This is a genomic window from Sinomonas atrocyanea (genome assembly GCF_030811715.1).
In the GTDB taxonomy this organism is placed as follows: domain Bacteria; phylum Actinomycetota; class Actinomycetes; order Actinomycetales; family Micrococcaceae; genus Sinomonas; species Sinomonas atrocyanea_A.
On record NZ_JAUSRH010000004.1, the window covers coordinates 119,303 to 133,615 of the forward strand.

Consider the following 14,313-nt stretch of genomic DNA (forward strand, 5'->3'; position numbering starts at 1 on the left):
TTTCCCAACGTTGGGTCTATTCTCATGTGATGGTTTCACAATCGCGGCTTCCGTACGCGCCTGATGTCGATGCACTGACCGATCGTGCCGTCGCGCTGATGTGGGCCGTCTATCCGGGCTACTCGCCTGACCGGCTCGAGAAGAGCGAACTCGTTCCGTCGGTCCGGAGCAACATCGAACTCGCCATCGAGGTCGTCCGACGCGACCAGCCCCCGAGCTATCGTGAACTGGCCCACGCGCGCTCCCTCGGCGTGCGCCGGGCCAGCCAGTCCGTCCCGCTCGAGTCCGTCATCCAGGCCTACCGCTCCACGGAGCGGGTGATCATTCTGGACCTGTTCTCCGACGCGCGGTCGTGGCCCGCCGATCAGGCGAACCACTATGCGGATCTGGTCATCACGATCTTCGACCTGCTCACTGACGAGATGATCAACTCCTACCGTGAAACCTCCACCGCGATCGATGCCGCGAGGCAAAGGGTGGAAAACGAGCTGGTCGGATCGGTGGCCTCGGGACTGCCGGTCGAACGCGATCAGATTGCCGGCTGGGCCCGGATCCTGGGCATCAGCCCCTCTTGGCCGTGGTTCGCTGTCGCCCTGCTGGCGGAGACGGCAGACGAGCCCGCCCAGCTCGACCTGCAACGGTTGCGGCGACGTCTGGCCGCGAAACTCAAGCCCCTCGCTTCGGCGCTGCTCTTCGGCGACGTCGGGACGATGACTGTGGGCCTGATCTCCCCCCACGGAGGCGCAGACAGGGCAGTCGAGGCACTCTCGGCAGCCATTGCCTCCTTCGATGGGGACTCGCGAGTCGTCTGCGGTGTCGGGGAGGAAGTGGCTGGGCTGGACCGCGCGGGAGAGTCCTGCCGCCAGGCTGCCGACTCGGCTCGGGCCGCTGTCGTCCGAGGAGACGGGGCGTCCGTCGTCGAGTACCGGAACGCGCTGCTGGAGGTCATCATCAGCGGCAGACCTGCGGCCGCGGATGCGCTCGTCGCCTCACGCATCGCGCCGCTGTTCCCCTATCCGCATCTTCTGGAGACGCTCGAAACACTGCTCTACGAGGATCTGTCGCAGTCACGGACAGCGCGTCGAATGTTCGTGCATGTCAACACCGTCGGCCACCGAGTCAGGAAGATCGCGGAGCTGACAGGCCACGACCCTACCCGCACTCCGGACATCATAGAGATGGCCCTTGCCCTTCGCTGGGCACAGCTGACGGGAGCAGTTCGAGCTCACCGCGGGCCATCGCCATCCGCGCAGCCGCCGAAGTAGACGGAAGACAGATCCCTGCCGCGCCGTGGACTTCCCGAAAGCGGCCCGCACCGGGCAGGGAATACCTCGGTCCGGTTACGCCGCCCTGAGGTACCCGTGCTCGCGGACCAGCTCGAGGATGGCCGATTCCGCGGCGCGGGTCCTGGCGAGCCGCTGGTGCTCCGTGGGGACAGCGATCCAGTAGGTGCGCTCTATCCTCGTCCCCTCGATGATCCGCACCAGCCTGTCGTCCTGTGCGGCGACGAAGTCGGGGAGGGCGGCGACCCCGAGACCGGCCACGGCGGCCATCCACTGCCCGGTCACATTGTTGGTCTGGATCGCCGGGCGCACCCCGGGAAGTGCGGTGTCGAGGAACCGCAGGGCGGGGATGTCCAGGAGCGAGTCGACGTAGCCGATCACCGGATGCGCGCCCAGATCGGCGAGGCTGGCGGGTTGTCCGGCGCGGGAGAGGTAGTCGGGGCTCGCGTAGAAGCTCAGCCCGTATCTCGCCAGCACCCTCGATTGCACGCCTCTGGTCGTCGGCTCCTCGAGCGCGATCCCGATGTCGAACTCGCGGGTGGCCAGCAGATTCAGGCGCGTCGCCGTGACGACCTCGACCGTGAGGTCCGGGTAGGCGGATCGTAGTCCGCCCAGCCCGGGGGAGAGCACAAACGCGCCGAACCCGTCCGGGGCGGCGATCCGCAGCGTGCCCGACAACCGCCCGCGGGCCGAGCCAAGCTCCTCAGAGGCGGCCAGGAGCGACGATTCGATCGCCTCTGCGTGGACGACCAGCCGCTGCCCGGCCTCAGTGAGCTCCCAGCCGCTGGGCGTGCGGTCGAACAGGCGCGTCCCCGCGGCCCGTTCCAGCTGAGTCACCCTCCGGCCCACGGTCGTGTGCTCGACGCCCAGCCCCCTGGCGGCAGCGACCAGCCTCCCCGTACGGGCGACCTCCAGGAAGAATCGAAGGTCATCTGATTGGATCACGCCCTCAGTCTACGAACCGGTGTGCATCCATGCACAGCGATGCGCCAATGTGTGCCTTGCCCAGCATCTCGTCTGCACAGAGACTGGAAGTCGCTCCCGGCGCCGTGAATTCCCCGCCGGGCCTCACCCCTCACCGGAGGATCCCATGACTTTCCACATTGCTCTGCCGCGCACCATGAAGATCGGCGCCGGCGCCGTCCGAGAACTCGGCGATGTCATCGCCGAAATCGGCGCGCGCCGCCCACTCATCGTCACCGATCCGTTCATGCAGAAGTCCGGGACCGCCGACATCGCCCTCCAGGCCCTGCATGAGAACGGCTTCGAGGCCGCGGTCTTCGCCGAGACCGTCCCCGACCCTACGACGGACTCACTCGCTGCCGGACTCGCGGCGGTCAGGCAGCACGACGCCGACGTCCTGGTGGGCCTCGGCGGCGGCAGCTCGATCGATACCGCCAAGGCGCTGGGCTTCCTCTCCAAGCGGGGCGGGCCCATGCGCCAGTACAAGGCGCCAAGGCGGAACACCGGTCCCTCGCTCCCTGTCGTCGCGGTCCCCACGACGGCGGGCAGCGGGTCCGAGGCGACCCAGTTCTCCATCATCAGCGACTCCGAGACGAACGAGAAGATGCTCTGCGCCGGCCCTGCATTCCTGCCTGTCGCCGCCGTCGTGGACTACGAACTCACCCTCTCGATGCCGGCCCGGCTCAGCGCCGACACCGGCATCGACGCGCTCACCCACGCCATCGAGGCCTACGTGAGCCGCAAAGCCAACCCCTTCTCCGACGGCTTCGCCCTGGCCGCGATCTCCGCTATCGGCGGCAACCTCCGCGAGGTCTACAAGAACGGATCGAACAGGGATGCCCGGGAGGCCATGATGCTGGCCGCCACCCAGGCCGGCATCGCGTTCTCCAATTCGAGCGTCGCCCTCGTCCACGGGATGAGCCGCCCTCTTGGCGCCCACTTCCACATCGCCCATGGGCTCGCCAATGCCATGCTCTTCCCCACCGTCACCGAGTTCTCAATCGCCGGTGCGGAAACCCGATACGCCGACTGCGCCCGCGCCCTCGGAGCCGCCGGCCCCCAAGACGACGACGAGGCGGCCGCCAAGGCGCTCGTCGCCGAACTCCACGCCCTCAACTCGGACCTGGGCGTCCCCACACCCCAGTCCCACGGAATCAGCGCGGGCGACTGGCACCGACTGCTCCCCCTCATGGCCCAGCAGGCCCTCGCCTCGGGCTCCCCGGACAACAACCCCGTCGTGCCGGACGCGGCTGAGATCGAGAAGCTCTACGCCAAGATCTACGCCTGACCCGCCCCCCAAAGATCCACCCAAACAGGAGCAAAAATGACCATCACGACGATTCCGCATTTCCTCAACGGCGAAGAGACGACCGGCCTCGGCGAGCGGACCCAGCCAGTGTTCAACCCGGCGACCGGCGAACAGACCGGTGCCCTGTGCCTGGCAGACCGTCAGGACCTGGAGGCCGCGGTCGCCGCCGCAAAGAAGGCCTCCGAATCCTGGGGCGACATCTCCCTGGCCAAGCGCACCGCCGTCCTGTTCCGGTTCCGCGAGCTCGTCGCGGCCCACACCGATGAGCTGGCCGCGATCATCACATCCGAGCATGGCAAGGTCCTCTCCGACGCCAAAGGCGAGATCGGCCGCGGCCTGGAGGTGATCGAGTTCGCCTGCGGCATCCCGCAGCTGCTCAAGGGCGACTACTCCGACCAGGCCTCCACCGGCATCGACGTCTTCTCCTACCGCCAGCCCGTCGGCGTTGTCGCCGGCATCACCCCGTTCAACTTCCCCGTCATGGTCCCGCTGTGGATGGCACCGATGGCGATCGCGACCGGCAACGCCTTCATTCTCAAGCCCTCGGGCCGCGTCCCGTCTGCGGCCATGCTCCTCGCCGACCTGTGGAAGCAGGCCGGGCTGCCGGACGGCGTGTTCCAGGTCCTCCACGGCGACCGGGAGACCATCTCGGGCCTACTCACCCACCCGGACGTCGACGCAATCTCCTTCGTCGGCTCCACCCCGGTGGCCAAGCACATCGTCGAGACCGCCACCGCCCACGGCAAGCGCGTCCAGGCCCTGGGCGGGGCGAAGAACCACGCCATCGTCCTCCCGGACGCGGACATGGACAACGCCGCCGACCACCTCGCCGCCGCCGCATTCGGCTCCGCCGGCCAGCGCTGCATGGCGATCTCCGTCGCGGTCGCCGTCAGCGACGCGGCCGACCTGCTGGTGAAGAAGGTCGAGGAGCGCGCCCTCGCGGTCAAGGTCAAGAACGGCACCGAGCCCGACGCCGACATGGGCCCGGTCATCAGCCCCGAGTCCAAGGCATTCATCATCAAGACCATCGCCGAGGCCGAGCACGCCGGAGCCGCAATGGTCGTAGACGGGCGCGACCTCGTCGTCGCCGGCCACGAAGACGGATTCTGGGTCGGCCCGACCGTCATCGACCACGTCCAGACCGAGATGAGCGCCTACACCGAGGAGATCTTCGGCCCCGTCCTCGTCGTCGTCCGCGTCGAAGACCTCGAGGAAGGCATCCGGCTCATCAACGCCAATCCCTACGGCAACGGCACCGCGATCTTCACCACCAATGGCGCCGCCGCCCGCAAGTTCCAGCGTCAGGTCCAAGTCGGCATGGTCGGGGTCAACGTCCCGATCCCTGTCCCGGTCGCCTACCACTCCTTCGGCGGCTGGAAGAACTCCCTCTTCGGAGACAAGCACATCTACGGCCCCGAAGGCGTGTCCTTCTACACCCGCGGCAAGGTCATCACCCAGCGCTGGCCCGAGCCAACCCACGCCTCAGGCGCCTCCTACAACTTCCCCTCCAACTAGAAAACGCCCCCGAGCCGACTTCACACAGGGGGGCATACGAGCTGAGGAAGCAAAGCCCATCTGGCGCGGCGGCCCGTCATCTGTGGAGCCGCCGCGCTTCCTCCGCAGATCTGCAGCCAGTTCCCCGATCGCCCCAGCCAGCCGTGTTCGCCCATAACCCATCCGGCCCGGGCACACCCACCGGTTCAGAGCCTGGGATGCTGTTTGGAGAGGTGCCGATAGATGGTGGGGCGGGTGACACCGAACTCTGCGGCAATCTGCGCCACGGTGTGGGCGCGCTTCCCGTCGGGCCCTGTCTCCTCGTACATCTGGCGCGCCAGGCGCACCTGCCGCGGCCCGAGCTTGGGCTTCTGCCCGCCAGTACGGCCGCGGGCCCTGGCCGCGGCGAGGCCGTCCCGGGTCCGCTCGGACATCAGGGCGTGCTCGAACTCGGCAATCGCACCGAGGATGTGGAAGAACATCTTCCCCACCGCGGTCGAGGTGTCGATTCCCTGGTCCAGCACCACGAGGTCCACGCCCTTGGCTTGGAGCTGCTTCGAGAGTTCGATCAGGTTCTCCAAAGACCGGCCGAGCCGGTCCAGCTTCGTCACCACCAGCTGGTCCCCCGCCCGGTTCGCCGAAAGCAGCGCCTTCTCCAGCCCTGGCCGAGAAGCGAGCTTCCCGGAGACCGAGTCCACGAAGACCTGCTCGCACCCAACTGCAGCGAGGGCATCACGCTGGGCGTCCACATGCTGGTCCCTCGTCGACACCCTCCCATACCCCACACGCATGCCGGAGCTGTATCGAATAACTGGGGAAAGCATGGCGTAGGCGCGTACACGATAAGCATCACAACCTGAGTCCACGAAATCCGCGGCAGGACGGGAGCAGTCCGGCGGTGTCTCATAAACGATCGTTCGCGTACAAGAACGGGTACACGGGCGTTCTCGAAGATTGGACGAGGACAGAAGCGTCGTCTAACGCCCCGAGCGCCAGGCGAGTTCCGGCGCCCCGAGACCAGCCCTAGTCGACCCGGGAATGCGCCCCCAGCGCATGGAACGCCTGGTCGTGGTACACGAGCGGCGCGCCCGGGCGCCCCTGCGCGAGCACCTCGAGCACGGTCGCGGCCAGCAGGACGGAGGCGCCCACGGGCACCCGGTGGGTGATGGCGCAGCGCAGGGCCCAGGGGGCGGCGCGGAGCCAGGGCTCGCCGGTCGGCAGGGCCTCCCAGTCCATCGCGTCGGTGAAGCGGGGCGAGCCGGGAGTCGCGAACGTGCGGACCAGGTCGACCTGGCCGGCGTCGACGAGGTGCACCAGGACCGTCTCGGCCTCCGCGATGTGCACGGCCGAGCGGCCGCCGGAGACGGAGAAGGCCAGCGAGGGCGGGTCCACCGCCACGGAGGCGACCGAGGACGCGGTGAGCCCGACCGGCCCCTCGGGGCTCGCGGCCGTCACGACCGCCACGCCCGCGGGATGGGAGCGGAACGCGTCCCGGAAGAGGGCGGAGTCGGCGCCGGAGACGCTGAGGAAGGTCGGGGTCACAGTCATGCCTGGTCTTTCGTCGGGGCGCCCGAGCACCTCGGGGCCTCCTACGACGCTAGGACCTCAACAATCGTTGAGGTCAATCGAACGTGACCATTGTCACCCCTCACGGCTCGAGTGCGGAGGCCCCGGACGTGCCGAGCCTGTCGTCCGGGTTGACGAGGCTGCAGGTCGAGAGCGAGAGGCAGCCGCACGCGATGCACCCGTCGAGCCGGTCCCGCAGGTGCTCGAGCCGGGCGATCCGCTCGTCGATCTCGGCTCGCCACGCCCTCGAGAGCCGGCCCCAGTCCTGCTGGGTGGGCACGCCGTCGTGCGGAAGCAGCCCGAACGCCTCCGCGACCGTGGCCAGCGGGATGCCGGCCCGCTGGGCGGCCTTGATGACGGCCACGCGCCGCAGGATGGAGCGCGGGTAGCGCCGCTGGTTGCCGGAGGTGCGGCGGCTGTGGATCAGCCCCTGCCGCTCGTAGAAGTGCAGCGCGGAGACCGAGAGCCCGCTCCGCGCCGCGAGCTGGCCCACGGTGAGCTCCTCGGCCTCGCCGCTACCCGTCTCCATCGCGGTCCTCCTCCCCCATCCAGGCTCCGCGCCGCCGCGTGAACCCGAACCGGTCCAGGTCCGCCGCTGCGCGCACGACGGCGTCCCCGGCCCGCCGCCGCGCCTGGCCTTCCAGCTCGCCCACCTCTGGATACCGGGAGGAGAAGTGCGTCAGCACGAGGTTCCGGGCGCGCGCGGCGCCTGCAATCGCGCCGGCCTGCCCGGCGGTGAGGTGGAGGTACTGCTCGGCGAGCGCGGCGTCGTCGTCGCTGAACGTGCACTCGGCGACGAGGAGGTCGGCGTCCTCGGCCAGCGCCACGGCGCCCTCGCACGGGGCGGTGTCCATGACGAAGGCGAACCGCTGGCCGCGGCGCGGCACGCTCACGTCCTCGATCCGCACACCGCCGAGGCGGCCCTCGCGCTGCAGCCGCGCTACGTCCGGGCCGTGGATGCCGGCGGCGGCGAGCCGCTCCCGCACGATGGTGCGCCCGTCCGGCTCCGCGAGCCGGTAGCCGAAGGTGTCGATGCGGTGCCGGAGGGGCTCGACGGTGAGCCCCGGGGCGATCTCCCCGGCCGCCCCGTGGGGCACGAGGCGCAGGTCGATCCCGGGCGTCGAGACGGCGACGAGGGCCCGGACCGTCTCCTCTCCGGAGGCGGGGTAGTGCAGCTGGACGGGATGCTCCACACGGTCCAGCGCCATGCGGGAGAGCACGCCGGGCAGCCCGTAGCAGTGGTCGCCGTGCACGTGGGTGAGGCAGATGCGCGTCACCTTCGTCGCGGCCACCCCGGCATGGATCATCTGGCGCTGCGTGCCCTCGCCCGGGTCGAAGAGGATCCCCTCGCCGTCCCAGAGCAGGAGGTAGCCGTTGTGGTTGCGGGCGCGCGTGGGCACCTGCGACGCGGTGCCGAGGACCACGAGTTCGCGCATCTGCCCAGTATCGCCCGCCCGGCGTCGCCCGCCCGGCCTCGCCGCGGCGTCAGTACTTGCGCAGGTCGAGGGCGCCCTGGCCGTGCCAGGCGGCGCGGAGAGCGTTGACCACGGCCAGGATGATCCCGTCCACGGCCTGCGTGGAGCGGCCGAGGACCCGCAGCGCGAACCCGGGCACGGGCAGGGCCGAGACGCCGCCGAGGAGGTCGCCGGCGCGCTCGGCGAGGAGCTTCCGGGCCAGGCCCACGGTCTCCTCGCCCGCGCGCGGGTCGATTACAAGCATCGAGCCCAGATGCGAGCGGCCCTCGAGCAGCCCGAGGCTCGCGATGCCGTTCCTGCTGGCCGCGGGCTCAAGGATGAGGTTGTCCAGCGCCACGGGCCGGCCGCCCATGCTGACCTCGGTGCGCAGGCGGAGCCGCTCGTAGCCGAAGGGCGCCCCGGACGGCGACCACCCCGGCGTCACGACTTCCGCCATGACGAGGCTCGCGGACGGGTCCATGTCGATCCGCGTCTCCTGCTCGTAGCGGGAGGCGCGGTAGGCGATGAGCTGGTCCGGGAGGTAGTCGAGCCGGGCGCCGGGCCCGAGCCGCACGGTGAGGTCCTGGACGGCCCGGTCCCGGGGGGTGCGGTAGACCTTGGTCGCGGCTTGGGTGGTGAGCAGCAGCTGGGCGCCGTCCTCCACGGTGACGTCGAGGCGGTACCGGTCGCCGTCCAGGTACGCCCCGCCGGGATTGACCACGACGTACGTCACCTGCCCGCTCCCGTCCAGGTACATGGGCCGCAGAACGCGGAGCGCCCCGCGGTGGTACTGCGCGGCGGCCACCGACCGTTCCCCGCGCCGGCCGATCACGAGGTCGAGCTCGCCCCGGGCGAGCAGGCTCATACGAGGTCCATCATGAGGACGTCGTGCTTGAGCCAGTGGATCACGCGCTCGAGGCCCTCGTCCGTCTTGAGGTTCGTGAAGCAGAAGGCCTTCTCGCCGCGGAATTCCCGCGAATCCGCCTCCATCACGGCCAGGTCGGCGCCCACGTGCGGGGCGAGGTCCGTCTTGTTGATGATGAACAGGTCCGACTTGATCATGCCCTGGCCGGCCTTGCGCGGGATCTTCTCCCCCTGCGCCACATCGATGATGTAGATGGAGAAGTCCACGAGCTCGGGGCTGAACGTCGCCGAGAGGTTGTCCCCGCCGGACTCGATGAAGATCACCTGCAGGTCCGGGTGGGCCTCGATGAGCCCGTCGACGGCCGCCTGGTTCATCGAGGTGTCCTCGCGGATCGCGGTGTGCGGGCAGCCGCCGGTCTCCAGCCCGACGATCCGGTCGAGCGGCAGGACGCTCGTGTGCGCGAGGATCTTGGCGTCCTCGACCGTGTAGATGTCGTTCGTGATGGCGGCCATGGAGATCTCGTGGCTGAGGGCGCGGGTCAGGCGCTCCACGAGCTGGGTCTTGCCGGCTCCCACTGGGCCGCCGATTCCGATCTTCACCGCGTGCATGCTGCTGTCCTTCCTGGTTCGTGATCTGGGGGCGCCGCGGCGCCCGACGGCCCGGTCAGCTCATGAAGAGCCGGGCCCGCTGGGTCTCGTGCTGCATCTGGGCGATCTCGAGCCCCGGCGGCACGCCGCCGAGGTCCCTGCGGTCGAGGCCCCCGATCCGGTGCGCCGCCGCGTCGACGCGGGGCCGCAGGGCCGCGAGGACGCGCTGCCCCGCGTTCTGGCCCAGGGGCACACCGCGGACCGCGTTCTGCGTGAGGGCCGTGACGGTGGAGAACAGGTAGGAGCGGACCAGGACCTCCACCGGCGCACCGTGGTCCACGCCGATGAGCGCGAACGCGATGGCCTGGTGCCCGCGGCAGCGCCCCTCGTCCACGAGCCGCCCGTACTGCTCGAGCCGCGGCCCGGGGAGCGCGTTCCGGCCGATCTCGATGAGCCGCCGCCCTATGGTCACCCCCGCCGTGCGGAGCTGGAGCGGGAGGGCCTGGGCGTGCATGAGGGCGTCGAGGTCCTCGAGGTCGTCGGCAGCCGCTGCGGATTCACGGCCGACGCCGGCACTCGCCTCGGCGGCGAGGCGCACCGCGAGCCCGTCGGCGGGCACGAGCTGGTGGTCGAGGAACTGCTCGAGCCAGCCGCGGAAGCTCGCCTCGTCGTGGACGGCGCCCCGGTCGAGGTAGGTCTCGAGCCCGAAGCTGTGGGCGAAGGACCCGGTGGGCAGGGCCGAGTCGCACAGCTGCACCAGCGGCAGGAGCCAGTCCATCGTGCAGTCCGGCCCTTCAGTGGGTGTGCCCGGCGTGGCGGAACGGCACCGGCATCACGCGATCCTGCCGCGCGTAGGGGACGCGGTGGTGGTCGAGGTAGTCCTGGACGGTGTGGTCGTACTGGACCACCATGACCTCCGCCCCGTACTCGGAGCCGGCGTCGAAGAACTGCGCCTGCAGGTGCCGGTTGCCGAGCGCGTGCGCGGTCACGCCCATCTCGTGGATCGACCGCGGGGCGATCACGAGCACGTCCGTGGCCTCGACGGAGACGACCACGAGGCCGTGGTCGTCGCGCACGAGGATGTCGCCGTCGCGCAGGTCGCCGTCCGGCCCGGGGGGCGCGGAGAGCCGGAGCCCGATTTCGCGGCCGTGGTCCGTGGTCACGCGCTGGATGCGCCGCACGAGCGCGGCGCTGGGCAGCACGACCCTCTCCACGTGCGCGCGCTCGAGTTCCGCTGGATCGAGCTGCGCGAGGTTCCCGGCGATGCTCTCGACGATCACTGGTTTCCGCCTTCTCTCTCGTGGCCGGCTCTTCGGGACACGGTGGCTCAGAAGAGGAAGTAGCGCTGGGCCATCGGCAGGACGTCCACCGGTTCGCAGGTGGCCTCCTCGCCGTTGACCCGGACCTCGTAGGTCTCGGGGTCCACCTCGATCTGCGGCGTCTCCCCGTTGAACTTCAGGTCCGACTTGCGCAGGTTCCGGATGCCGCGCACGGCCCGGACGCGCTTGCGCAGGCCGAGGGCCTCGGGGACGCCGGCGTCCACGGCCGCCTGGGACATGAAGGTGATCGAGGAGGCGTGCACGGCCGTGCCCATCGCGCCGAACGAGGCGCGCATGGTCTGCGGCTGGGGCGTGGGGATCGACCCGTTCGAGTCGCCCATGAGGGAGCTGACGATCTGGCCGCCCTTGAGGACCGCGTACGGCTTGACGCCGAAGAACGCCGGGTCCCACAGGACGAGGTCCGCGAGCTTGCCCACCTCGATGCTGCCGATGTACTCGGCCACGCCGTGGGCGATGGCGGGGTTGATCGTGTACTTGGAGATGTACCGCTTGATGCGGAAGTTGTCCCCGCGGGCGCTGTCGGCGGCGAGCTTGCCGCGCTGGGCCTTCATCTTGTCCGCGACCTGCCAGGTGCGGATGATCACCTCGCCCACGCGGCCCATGGCCTGCGAGTCGGAGCTCGTGATCGAGAAGACCCCCAGGTCCTGCAGCACGTCCTCGGCGGCGATCGTCTCGGGGCGGATCCGCGAGTCCGCGAAGGCCACGTCCTCGGGGATGTCGGGGTTGAGGTGGTGGCAGACCATGAGCATGTCGAGATGCTCTTCCTCGGTGTTGCGGGTGTAGGGCAGTGTGGGGTTGGTCGAGGCCGGGAGCACGTTGGGCAGCCCGGCGATCCGGATGATGTCCGGGGCATGCCCGCCGCCCGCGCCCTCGGTGTGGTACGTGTGGATGACCCGGCCGGCGATCGCCGCGATGGTGTCCTCGACGAAGCCGCCCTCGTTGAGCGTGTCCGTGTGGATGGCGACCTGGACGTCGTAGTGGTCCGCGACGCGCAGCGAGGCATCGATGGCCGCGGCAGTGGCGCCCCAGTCCTCGTGGACCTTGAGCCCGATCGCGCCGGCCTCGATCTGCTCGGCGAGCGGCTCGACCGAGCTCGCGTGGCCCTTGCCGAGGAAGCCCACGTTGAGCGGCACGTCCTCCACCGCCTTGAGCATGTTCGCGAGGTTCCACGGTCCGGGGGTGACGGTGGTCGCCTTGGTGCCCTCGGCGGGGCCCGTGCCGCCGCCGATGAAGGTCGTGATCCCCGAGTTCAGGGCGGTGGCGAATTGGTCGGGGCTGATGAAGTGGATGTGGGTGTCGATGCCGCCGGCGGTGACGATCCGGCCCTCGCCGGAGATGACCTCGGTGCTGGGCCCGATCACGATCGTCACGCCGTCCATGATGTTCGGGTTGCCGGCCTTGCCGATCGCGAGGATGCGCCCGTCGCGCAGGCCGAGGTCCGCCTTGTAGATCCCGGTGTAGTCGAGGACGACCACGCTCGTGATGACCGTGTCGGCCACTGCGGGGTGCCCGGGGGCGGCGTCGCGCACGGTGTTGCCGTCCTGGCCCATGCCGTCGCGGATGACCTTGCCGCCGCCGAACACCGCCTCGTCGCCGTGGCCGGTGAGGTCGTCCTCGACCTCGAGAAAGAGGTCGGTGTCGGCCAGGCGCACGCAGTCGCCCCGGGTGGGCCCGTAGAGGTCCGCGTACTGGCGCCGGCTCATCTCGAAGCTCATGGAAGTCCTCCCGTGCCTGCGGTCAGTCGAGGGGCCCGTTGACGGCGTTGGAGAAGCCGTGGACGGCCCGCGCTCCCGCCATGGCCACGAGGCGGACCGTCTTCCGGTCCCCGGGCTCGAACCGGACGGCGGTGCCGGCGGGGATGTCGAGGTGGAAGCCCCGGGCCGCCGCACGGTCGAAGTCGAGGGCCCGGTTGGTCTCGGAGAAGTGGAAGTGGGAGCCGACCTGGACGGGGCGGTCGCCGGTGTTGGTCACCTCGAGCTCGACCGTCTCGCGCCCCTCGTTGCACACCACGGGGCCGTCGGCCAGGACGTATTCGCCGGGGATCATGGGCTGCTCCTATCGGATGGGGTCGTGGACCGTGACGAGCTTGGTGCCGTCGGGAAACGTCGCCTCGACCTGCACGTCGTGCACCATCTCGGGCACGCCCTCCATGACGTCCTCGCGCGTGAGGACCGTGGTCCCGTAGCTCATGAGCTCGGCGACGGTCCTGCCGTCGCGCGCCCCCTCGATGAGCTCATAGGTGATGATCGCGACGGCTTCCGGGAAGTTGAGCTTGAGCCCCCGGGCCTGCCGCCGGCGCGCGAGGTCCGCTGCCACCACGATCTGCAGCTTCTCCTGTTCGCGGGGTGTGAGGTGCACGGCTGCTCCTTGCGCTCTGGCCGGGGCGGACCCCTTCACCCTAGGACTGCCGGCGGCGGTTGTGACGGAGGGACCGGGAAACTCTCCGGGAACTCCCAGACGGGCGCCGACCACGGCCGAGGCTCGCGGCCGCCCAGCCGAAGGACCTTCTGAAAGTCAGGCGGGCTAGAGCAGGCTGGCCTCGTGCGTCTCGCCCACCGGGACGGCGGCCGAGGTGGAGACGCTGTACAGGGTGGGGCTGTGGCGCGTGACGAGGATGCCGTGGCCGAAGGCGAGGGCGTGCGGCCGGATGGACTCCTCGGCGTCGTTGAGCAGGGAGTCGCGGGCGGCGGCGTGCGGCACGGACACGGTGATGTTGAGGTTGGTCATGGCGGTCTTCCTGCCCGGGGCGTCTGCCCCCGGGATCTCCTGTGGTGCCCCTGCCCCCGTCAGAAAGCATGATGATTCGGCCGCGCGGTAGCGCCTGCCAGCGTGTTGTCGGTTGGCATCTGATTGTGAGGCCGTGGCCCCCTCCGCGCAAGCTCATGCCATCCGGTGCCGCCCGGGACGGCCCGGAGGGCGCAGCCCCCGGCCGCGGGCGTCAGTCAGTGCCGGGAATTCACCTCGTTGCGGGCGTCCGTGATGGCCTGGATGAGGCGCGCGACCATGCCCTCCACGAGCTCGAGCTGCGCGGGGGTGTACTCGGCGAGGACCGGGAGCATGTGCCGGACCATCGGGTCGAACATCTCCCGGCCCGTCTCCCGGGCGCTCGGGGTGGGGGTCACCTCGACCTGCCGGCGGTCGGTGCTCGAGTGGCGGCGCTCGAGGTGGCCCGAGGCCTCGAGCCTGTCGATCACCGAGGTCATGGCGGCGGAGCTGAGCACGAGCCGCTCGCGCAGCGCGCCGGGGGTGGCGTGCTCCCCGTGGCGCTCGGCCTCCATGACAGCGTTGAGCGCGTGGACGTCGTTGCGCGCGAGGCCGTGCTTGCGCCGCACGGTCTCGGCGTAGCGGTCCGCCTCGTTGGTGAACTTCTGCAGGAGGAACATGAGCTCGAAGCCAGGGGCCCCGCGCATCTGCTCACGGTCCCGGCTCGGGTCTGAATCATGCACGGCGGA

At 70.1% G+C, this 14,313-nt stretch carries 17 protein-coding genes; 3 read left to right on the forward strand and 14 right to left on the reverse strand.

Annotation, left to right across the window (positions count from 1 at the left end; translation table 11 throughout):
- Positions 1–29 precede the first annotated feature (29 nt).
- Entirely contained in the window at positions 30–1,265 is a 1,236-nt protein-coding gene (locus J2W21_RS08615; RefSeq protein ID WP_307114092.1) for a PucR family transcriptional regulator, read from the forward strand.
- Between the two features lie 75 nt (positions 1,266–1,340).
- Here J2W21_RS08615 and J2W21_RS08620 read toward each other — a convergent pair whose 3' ends face one another.
- A complete protein-coding gene (locus J2W21_RS08620) occupies positions 1,341–2,228 on the reverse strand; it encodes a LysR family transcriptional regulator (RefSeq protein ID WP_307114093.1) in 888 nt (295 codons plus the stop codon).
- A gap of 145 nt (positions 2,229–2,373) precedes the next feature.
- Here J2W21_RS08620 and J2W21_RS08625 point away from each other — a divergent pair, with 145 nt between their 5' ends.
- Together J2W21_RS08625 and J2W21_RS08630 are read left to right on the forward strand one after the other, a co-directional pair.
- The gene (locus tag J2W21_RS08625; RefSeq protein ID WP_307114094.1) at positions 2,374–3,534 is read left to right on the forward strand and encodes an iron-containing alcohol dehydrogenase; all 1,161 of its coding nucleotides are present in this window, start codon (positions 2,374–2,376) and stop codon (positions 3,532–3,534) included.
- Positions 3,535–3,570: 36 nt separating this feature from the next.
- A complete protein-coding gene (locus J2W21_RS08630) occupies positions 3,571–5,070 on the forward strand; it encodes a CoA-acylating methylmalonate-semialdehyde dehydrogenase (RefSeq protein WP_307114095.1) in 1,500 nt (499 codons plus the stop codon).
- 185 nt (positions 5,071–5,255) lie between these two features.
- On the opposite strand, the gene J2W21_RS08635 is transcribed toward J2W21_RS08630, so the two are convergent.
- The 13 genes from J2W21_RS08635 to J2W21_RS08695 form a co-directional block, all read right to left on the reverse strand.
- Positions 5,256–5,873 (reverse strand): recombinase family protein, encoded by a 618-nt coding sequence (locus J2W21_RS08635; protein WP_444965507.1) that lies wholly within the window; start codon positions 5,871–5,873, stop codon positions 5,256–5,258.
- 199 nt (positions 5,874–6,072) lie between these two features.
- Positions 6,073–6,597, reverse strand: a complete 525-nt coding sequence (locus J2W21_RS08640) for a flavin reductase family protein (RefSeq protein WP_307114097.1) — start codon at positions 6,595–6,597, stop codon at positions 6,073–6,075.
- A gap of 100 nt (positions 6,598–6,697) precedes the next feature.
- A complete protein-coding gene (soxR, locus tag J2W21_RS08645; RefSeq protein WP_307114098.1) occupies positions 6,698–7,144 on the reverse strand; it encodes a redox-sensitive transcriptional activator SoxR in 447 nt (148 codons plus the stop codon).
- The gene (locus tag J2W21_RS08650) at positions 7,131–8,051 is read right to left on the reverse strand and encodes a ribonuclease Z (protein WP_307114099.1); all 921 of its coding nucleotides are present in this window, start codon (positions 8,049–8,051) and stop codon (positions 7,131–7,133) included. Before J2W21_RS08650 ends, soxR begins: the two co-directional genes overlap by 14 nt.
- 49 nt (positions 8,052–8,100) lie before the next feature.
- A complete protein-coding gene (locus tag J2W21_RS08655; RefSeq protein WP_307114100.1) occupies positions 8,101–8,934 on the reverse strand; it encodes an urease accessory protein UreD in 834 nt (277 codons plus the stop codon).
- Entirely contained in the window at positions 8,931–9,542 is a 612-nt protein-coding gene (ureG, locus tag J2W21_RS08660; RefSeq protein WP_307114101.1) for an urease accessory protein UreG, read from the reverse strand. The genes J2W21_RS08655 and ureG overlap by 4 nt, the downstream gene beginning before the upstream one ends.
- A gap of 55 nt (positions 9,543–9,597) precedes the next feature.
- Positions 9,598–10,299: an urease accessory protein UreF gene (locus tag J2W21_RS08665; protein WP_307114102.1), complete on the reverse strand. Its 702-nt coding sequence runs from the start codon at positions 10,297–10,299 to the stop codon at positions 9,598–9,600.
- A gap of 16 nt (positions 10,300–10,315) precedes the next feature.
- The gene (ureE, locus tag J2W21_RS08670; RefSeq protein ID WP_373423091.1) at positions 10,316–10,801 is read right to left on the reverse strand and encodes an urease accessory protein UreE; all 486 of its coding nucleotides are present in this window, start codon (positions 10,799–10,801) and stop codon (positions 10,316–10,318) included.
- Positions 10,802–10,848: 47 nt separating this feature from the next.
- The gene (ureC, locus tag J2W21_RS08675; RefSeq protein WP_307114103.1) at positions 10,849–12,576 is read right to left on the reverse strand and encodes an urease subunit alpha; all 1,728 of its coding nucleotides are present in this window, start codon (positions 12,574–12,576) and stop codon (positions 10,849–10,851) included.
- A gap of 22 nt (positions 12,577–12,598) precedes the next feature.
- Positions 12,599–12,907 (reverse strand): urease subunit beta, encoded by a 309-nt coding sequence (locus J2W21_RS08680; protein WP_307114104.1) that lies wholly within the window; start codon positions 12,905–12,907, stop codon positions 12,599–12,601.
- Positions 12,908–12,916: 9 nt separating this feature from the next.
- On the reverse strand, positions 12,917–13,219 hold the full coding sequence (locus tag J2W21_RS08685; protein WP_307114105.1) for an urease subunit gamma: 303 nt from the start codon (positions 13,217–13,219) through the stop codon (positions 12,917–12,919).
- A 165-nt stretch (positions 13,220–13,384) separates the two neighbouring features.
- A complete protein-coding gene (locus tag J2W21_RS08690; protein WP_307114106.1) occupies positions 13,385–13,588 on the reverse strand; it encodes a hypothetical protein in 204 nt (67 codons plus the stop codon).
- Between the two features lie 215 nt (positions 13,589–13,803).
- Entirely contained in the window at positions 13,804–14,307 is a 504-nt protein-coding gene (locus J2W21_RS08695; protein ID WP_307114107.1) for a MarR family winged helix-turn-helix transcriptional regulator, read from the reverse strand.
- Between the last annotated feature and the right edge of the window lie 6 nt (positions 14,308–14,313).

Bases quoted from the DNA above. Each gene is read 5' to 3' on its own strand.
- J2W21_RS08615 (WP_307114092.1), top strand. From the start codon at position 30: ATGGTTTCACAATCGCGGCTTCCGTACGCGCCTGATGTCGATGCACTG.
- J2W21_RS08625 (WP_307114094.1), top strand. From the start codon at position 2,374: ATGACTTTCCACATTGCTCTGCCGCGCACCATGAAGATCGGCGCCGGC.
- J2W21_RS08630 (WP_307114095.1), top strand. From the start codon at position 3,571: ATGACCATCACGACGATTCCGCATTTCCTCAACGGCGAAGAGACGACC.
- J2W21_RS08635 (WP_444965507.1), bottom strand. From the start codon at position 5,873: ATGCTTTCCCCAGTTATTCGATACAGCTCCGGCATGCGTGTGGGGTAT.
- J2W21_RS08640 (WP_307114097.1), bottom strand. From the start codon at position 6,597: ATGACTGTGACCCCGACCTTCCTCAGCGTCTCCGGCGCCGACTCCGCC.
- soxR (WP_307114098.1), bottom strand. From the start codon at position 7,144: ATGGAGACGGGTAGCGGCGAGGCCGAGGAGCTCACCGTGGGCCAGCTC.
- J2W21_RS08650 (WP_307114099.1), bottom strand. From the start codon at position 8,051: ATGCGCGAACTCGTGGTCCTCGGCACCGCGTCGCAGGTGCCCACGCGC.
- J2W21_RS08655 (WP_307114100.1), bottom strand. From the start codon at position 8,934: ATGAGCCTGCTCGCCCGGGGCGAGCTCGACCTCGTGATCGGCCGGCGC.
- ureG (WP_307114101.1), bottom strand. From the start codon at position 9,542: ATGCACGCGGTGAAGATCGGAATCGGCGGCCCAGTGGGAGCCGGCAAG.
- J2W21_RS08665 (WP_307114102.1), bottom strand. From the start codon at position 10,299: ATGGACTGGCTCCTGCCGCTGGTGCAGCTGTGCGACTCGGCCCTGCCC.
- ureC (WP_307114103.1), bottom strand. From the start codon at position 12,576: ATGAGCTTCGAGATGAGCCGGCGCCAGTACGCGGACCTCTACGGGCCC.
- J2W21_RS08680 (WP_307114104.1), bottom strand. From the start codon at position 12,907: ATGATCCCCGGCGAATACGTCCTGGCCGACGGCCCCGTGGTGTGCAAC.
- J2W21_RS08690 (WP_307114106.1), bottom strand. From the start codon at position 13,588: ATGACCAACCTCAACATCACCGTGTCCGTGCCGCACGCCGCCGCCCGC.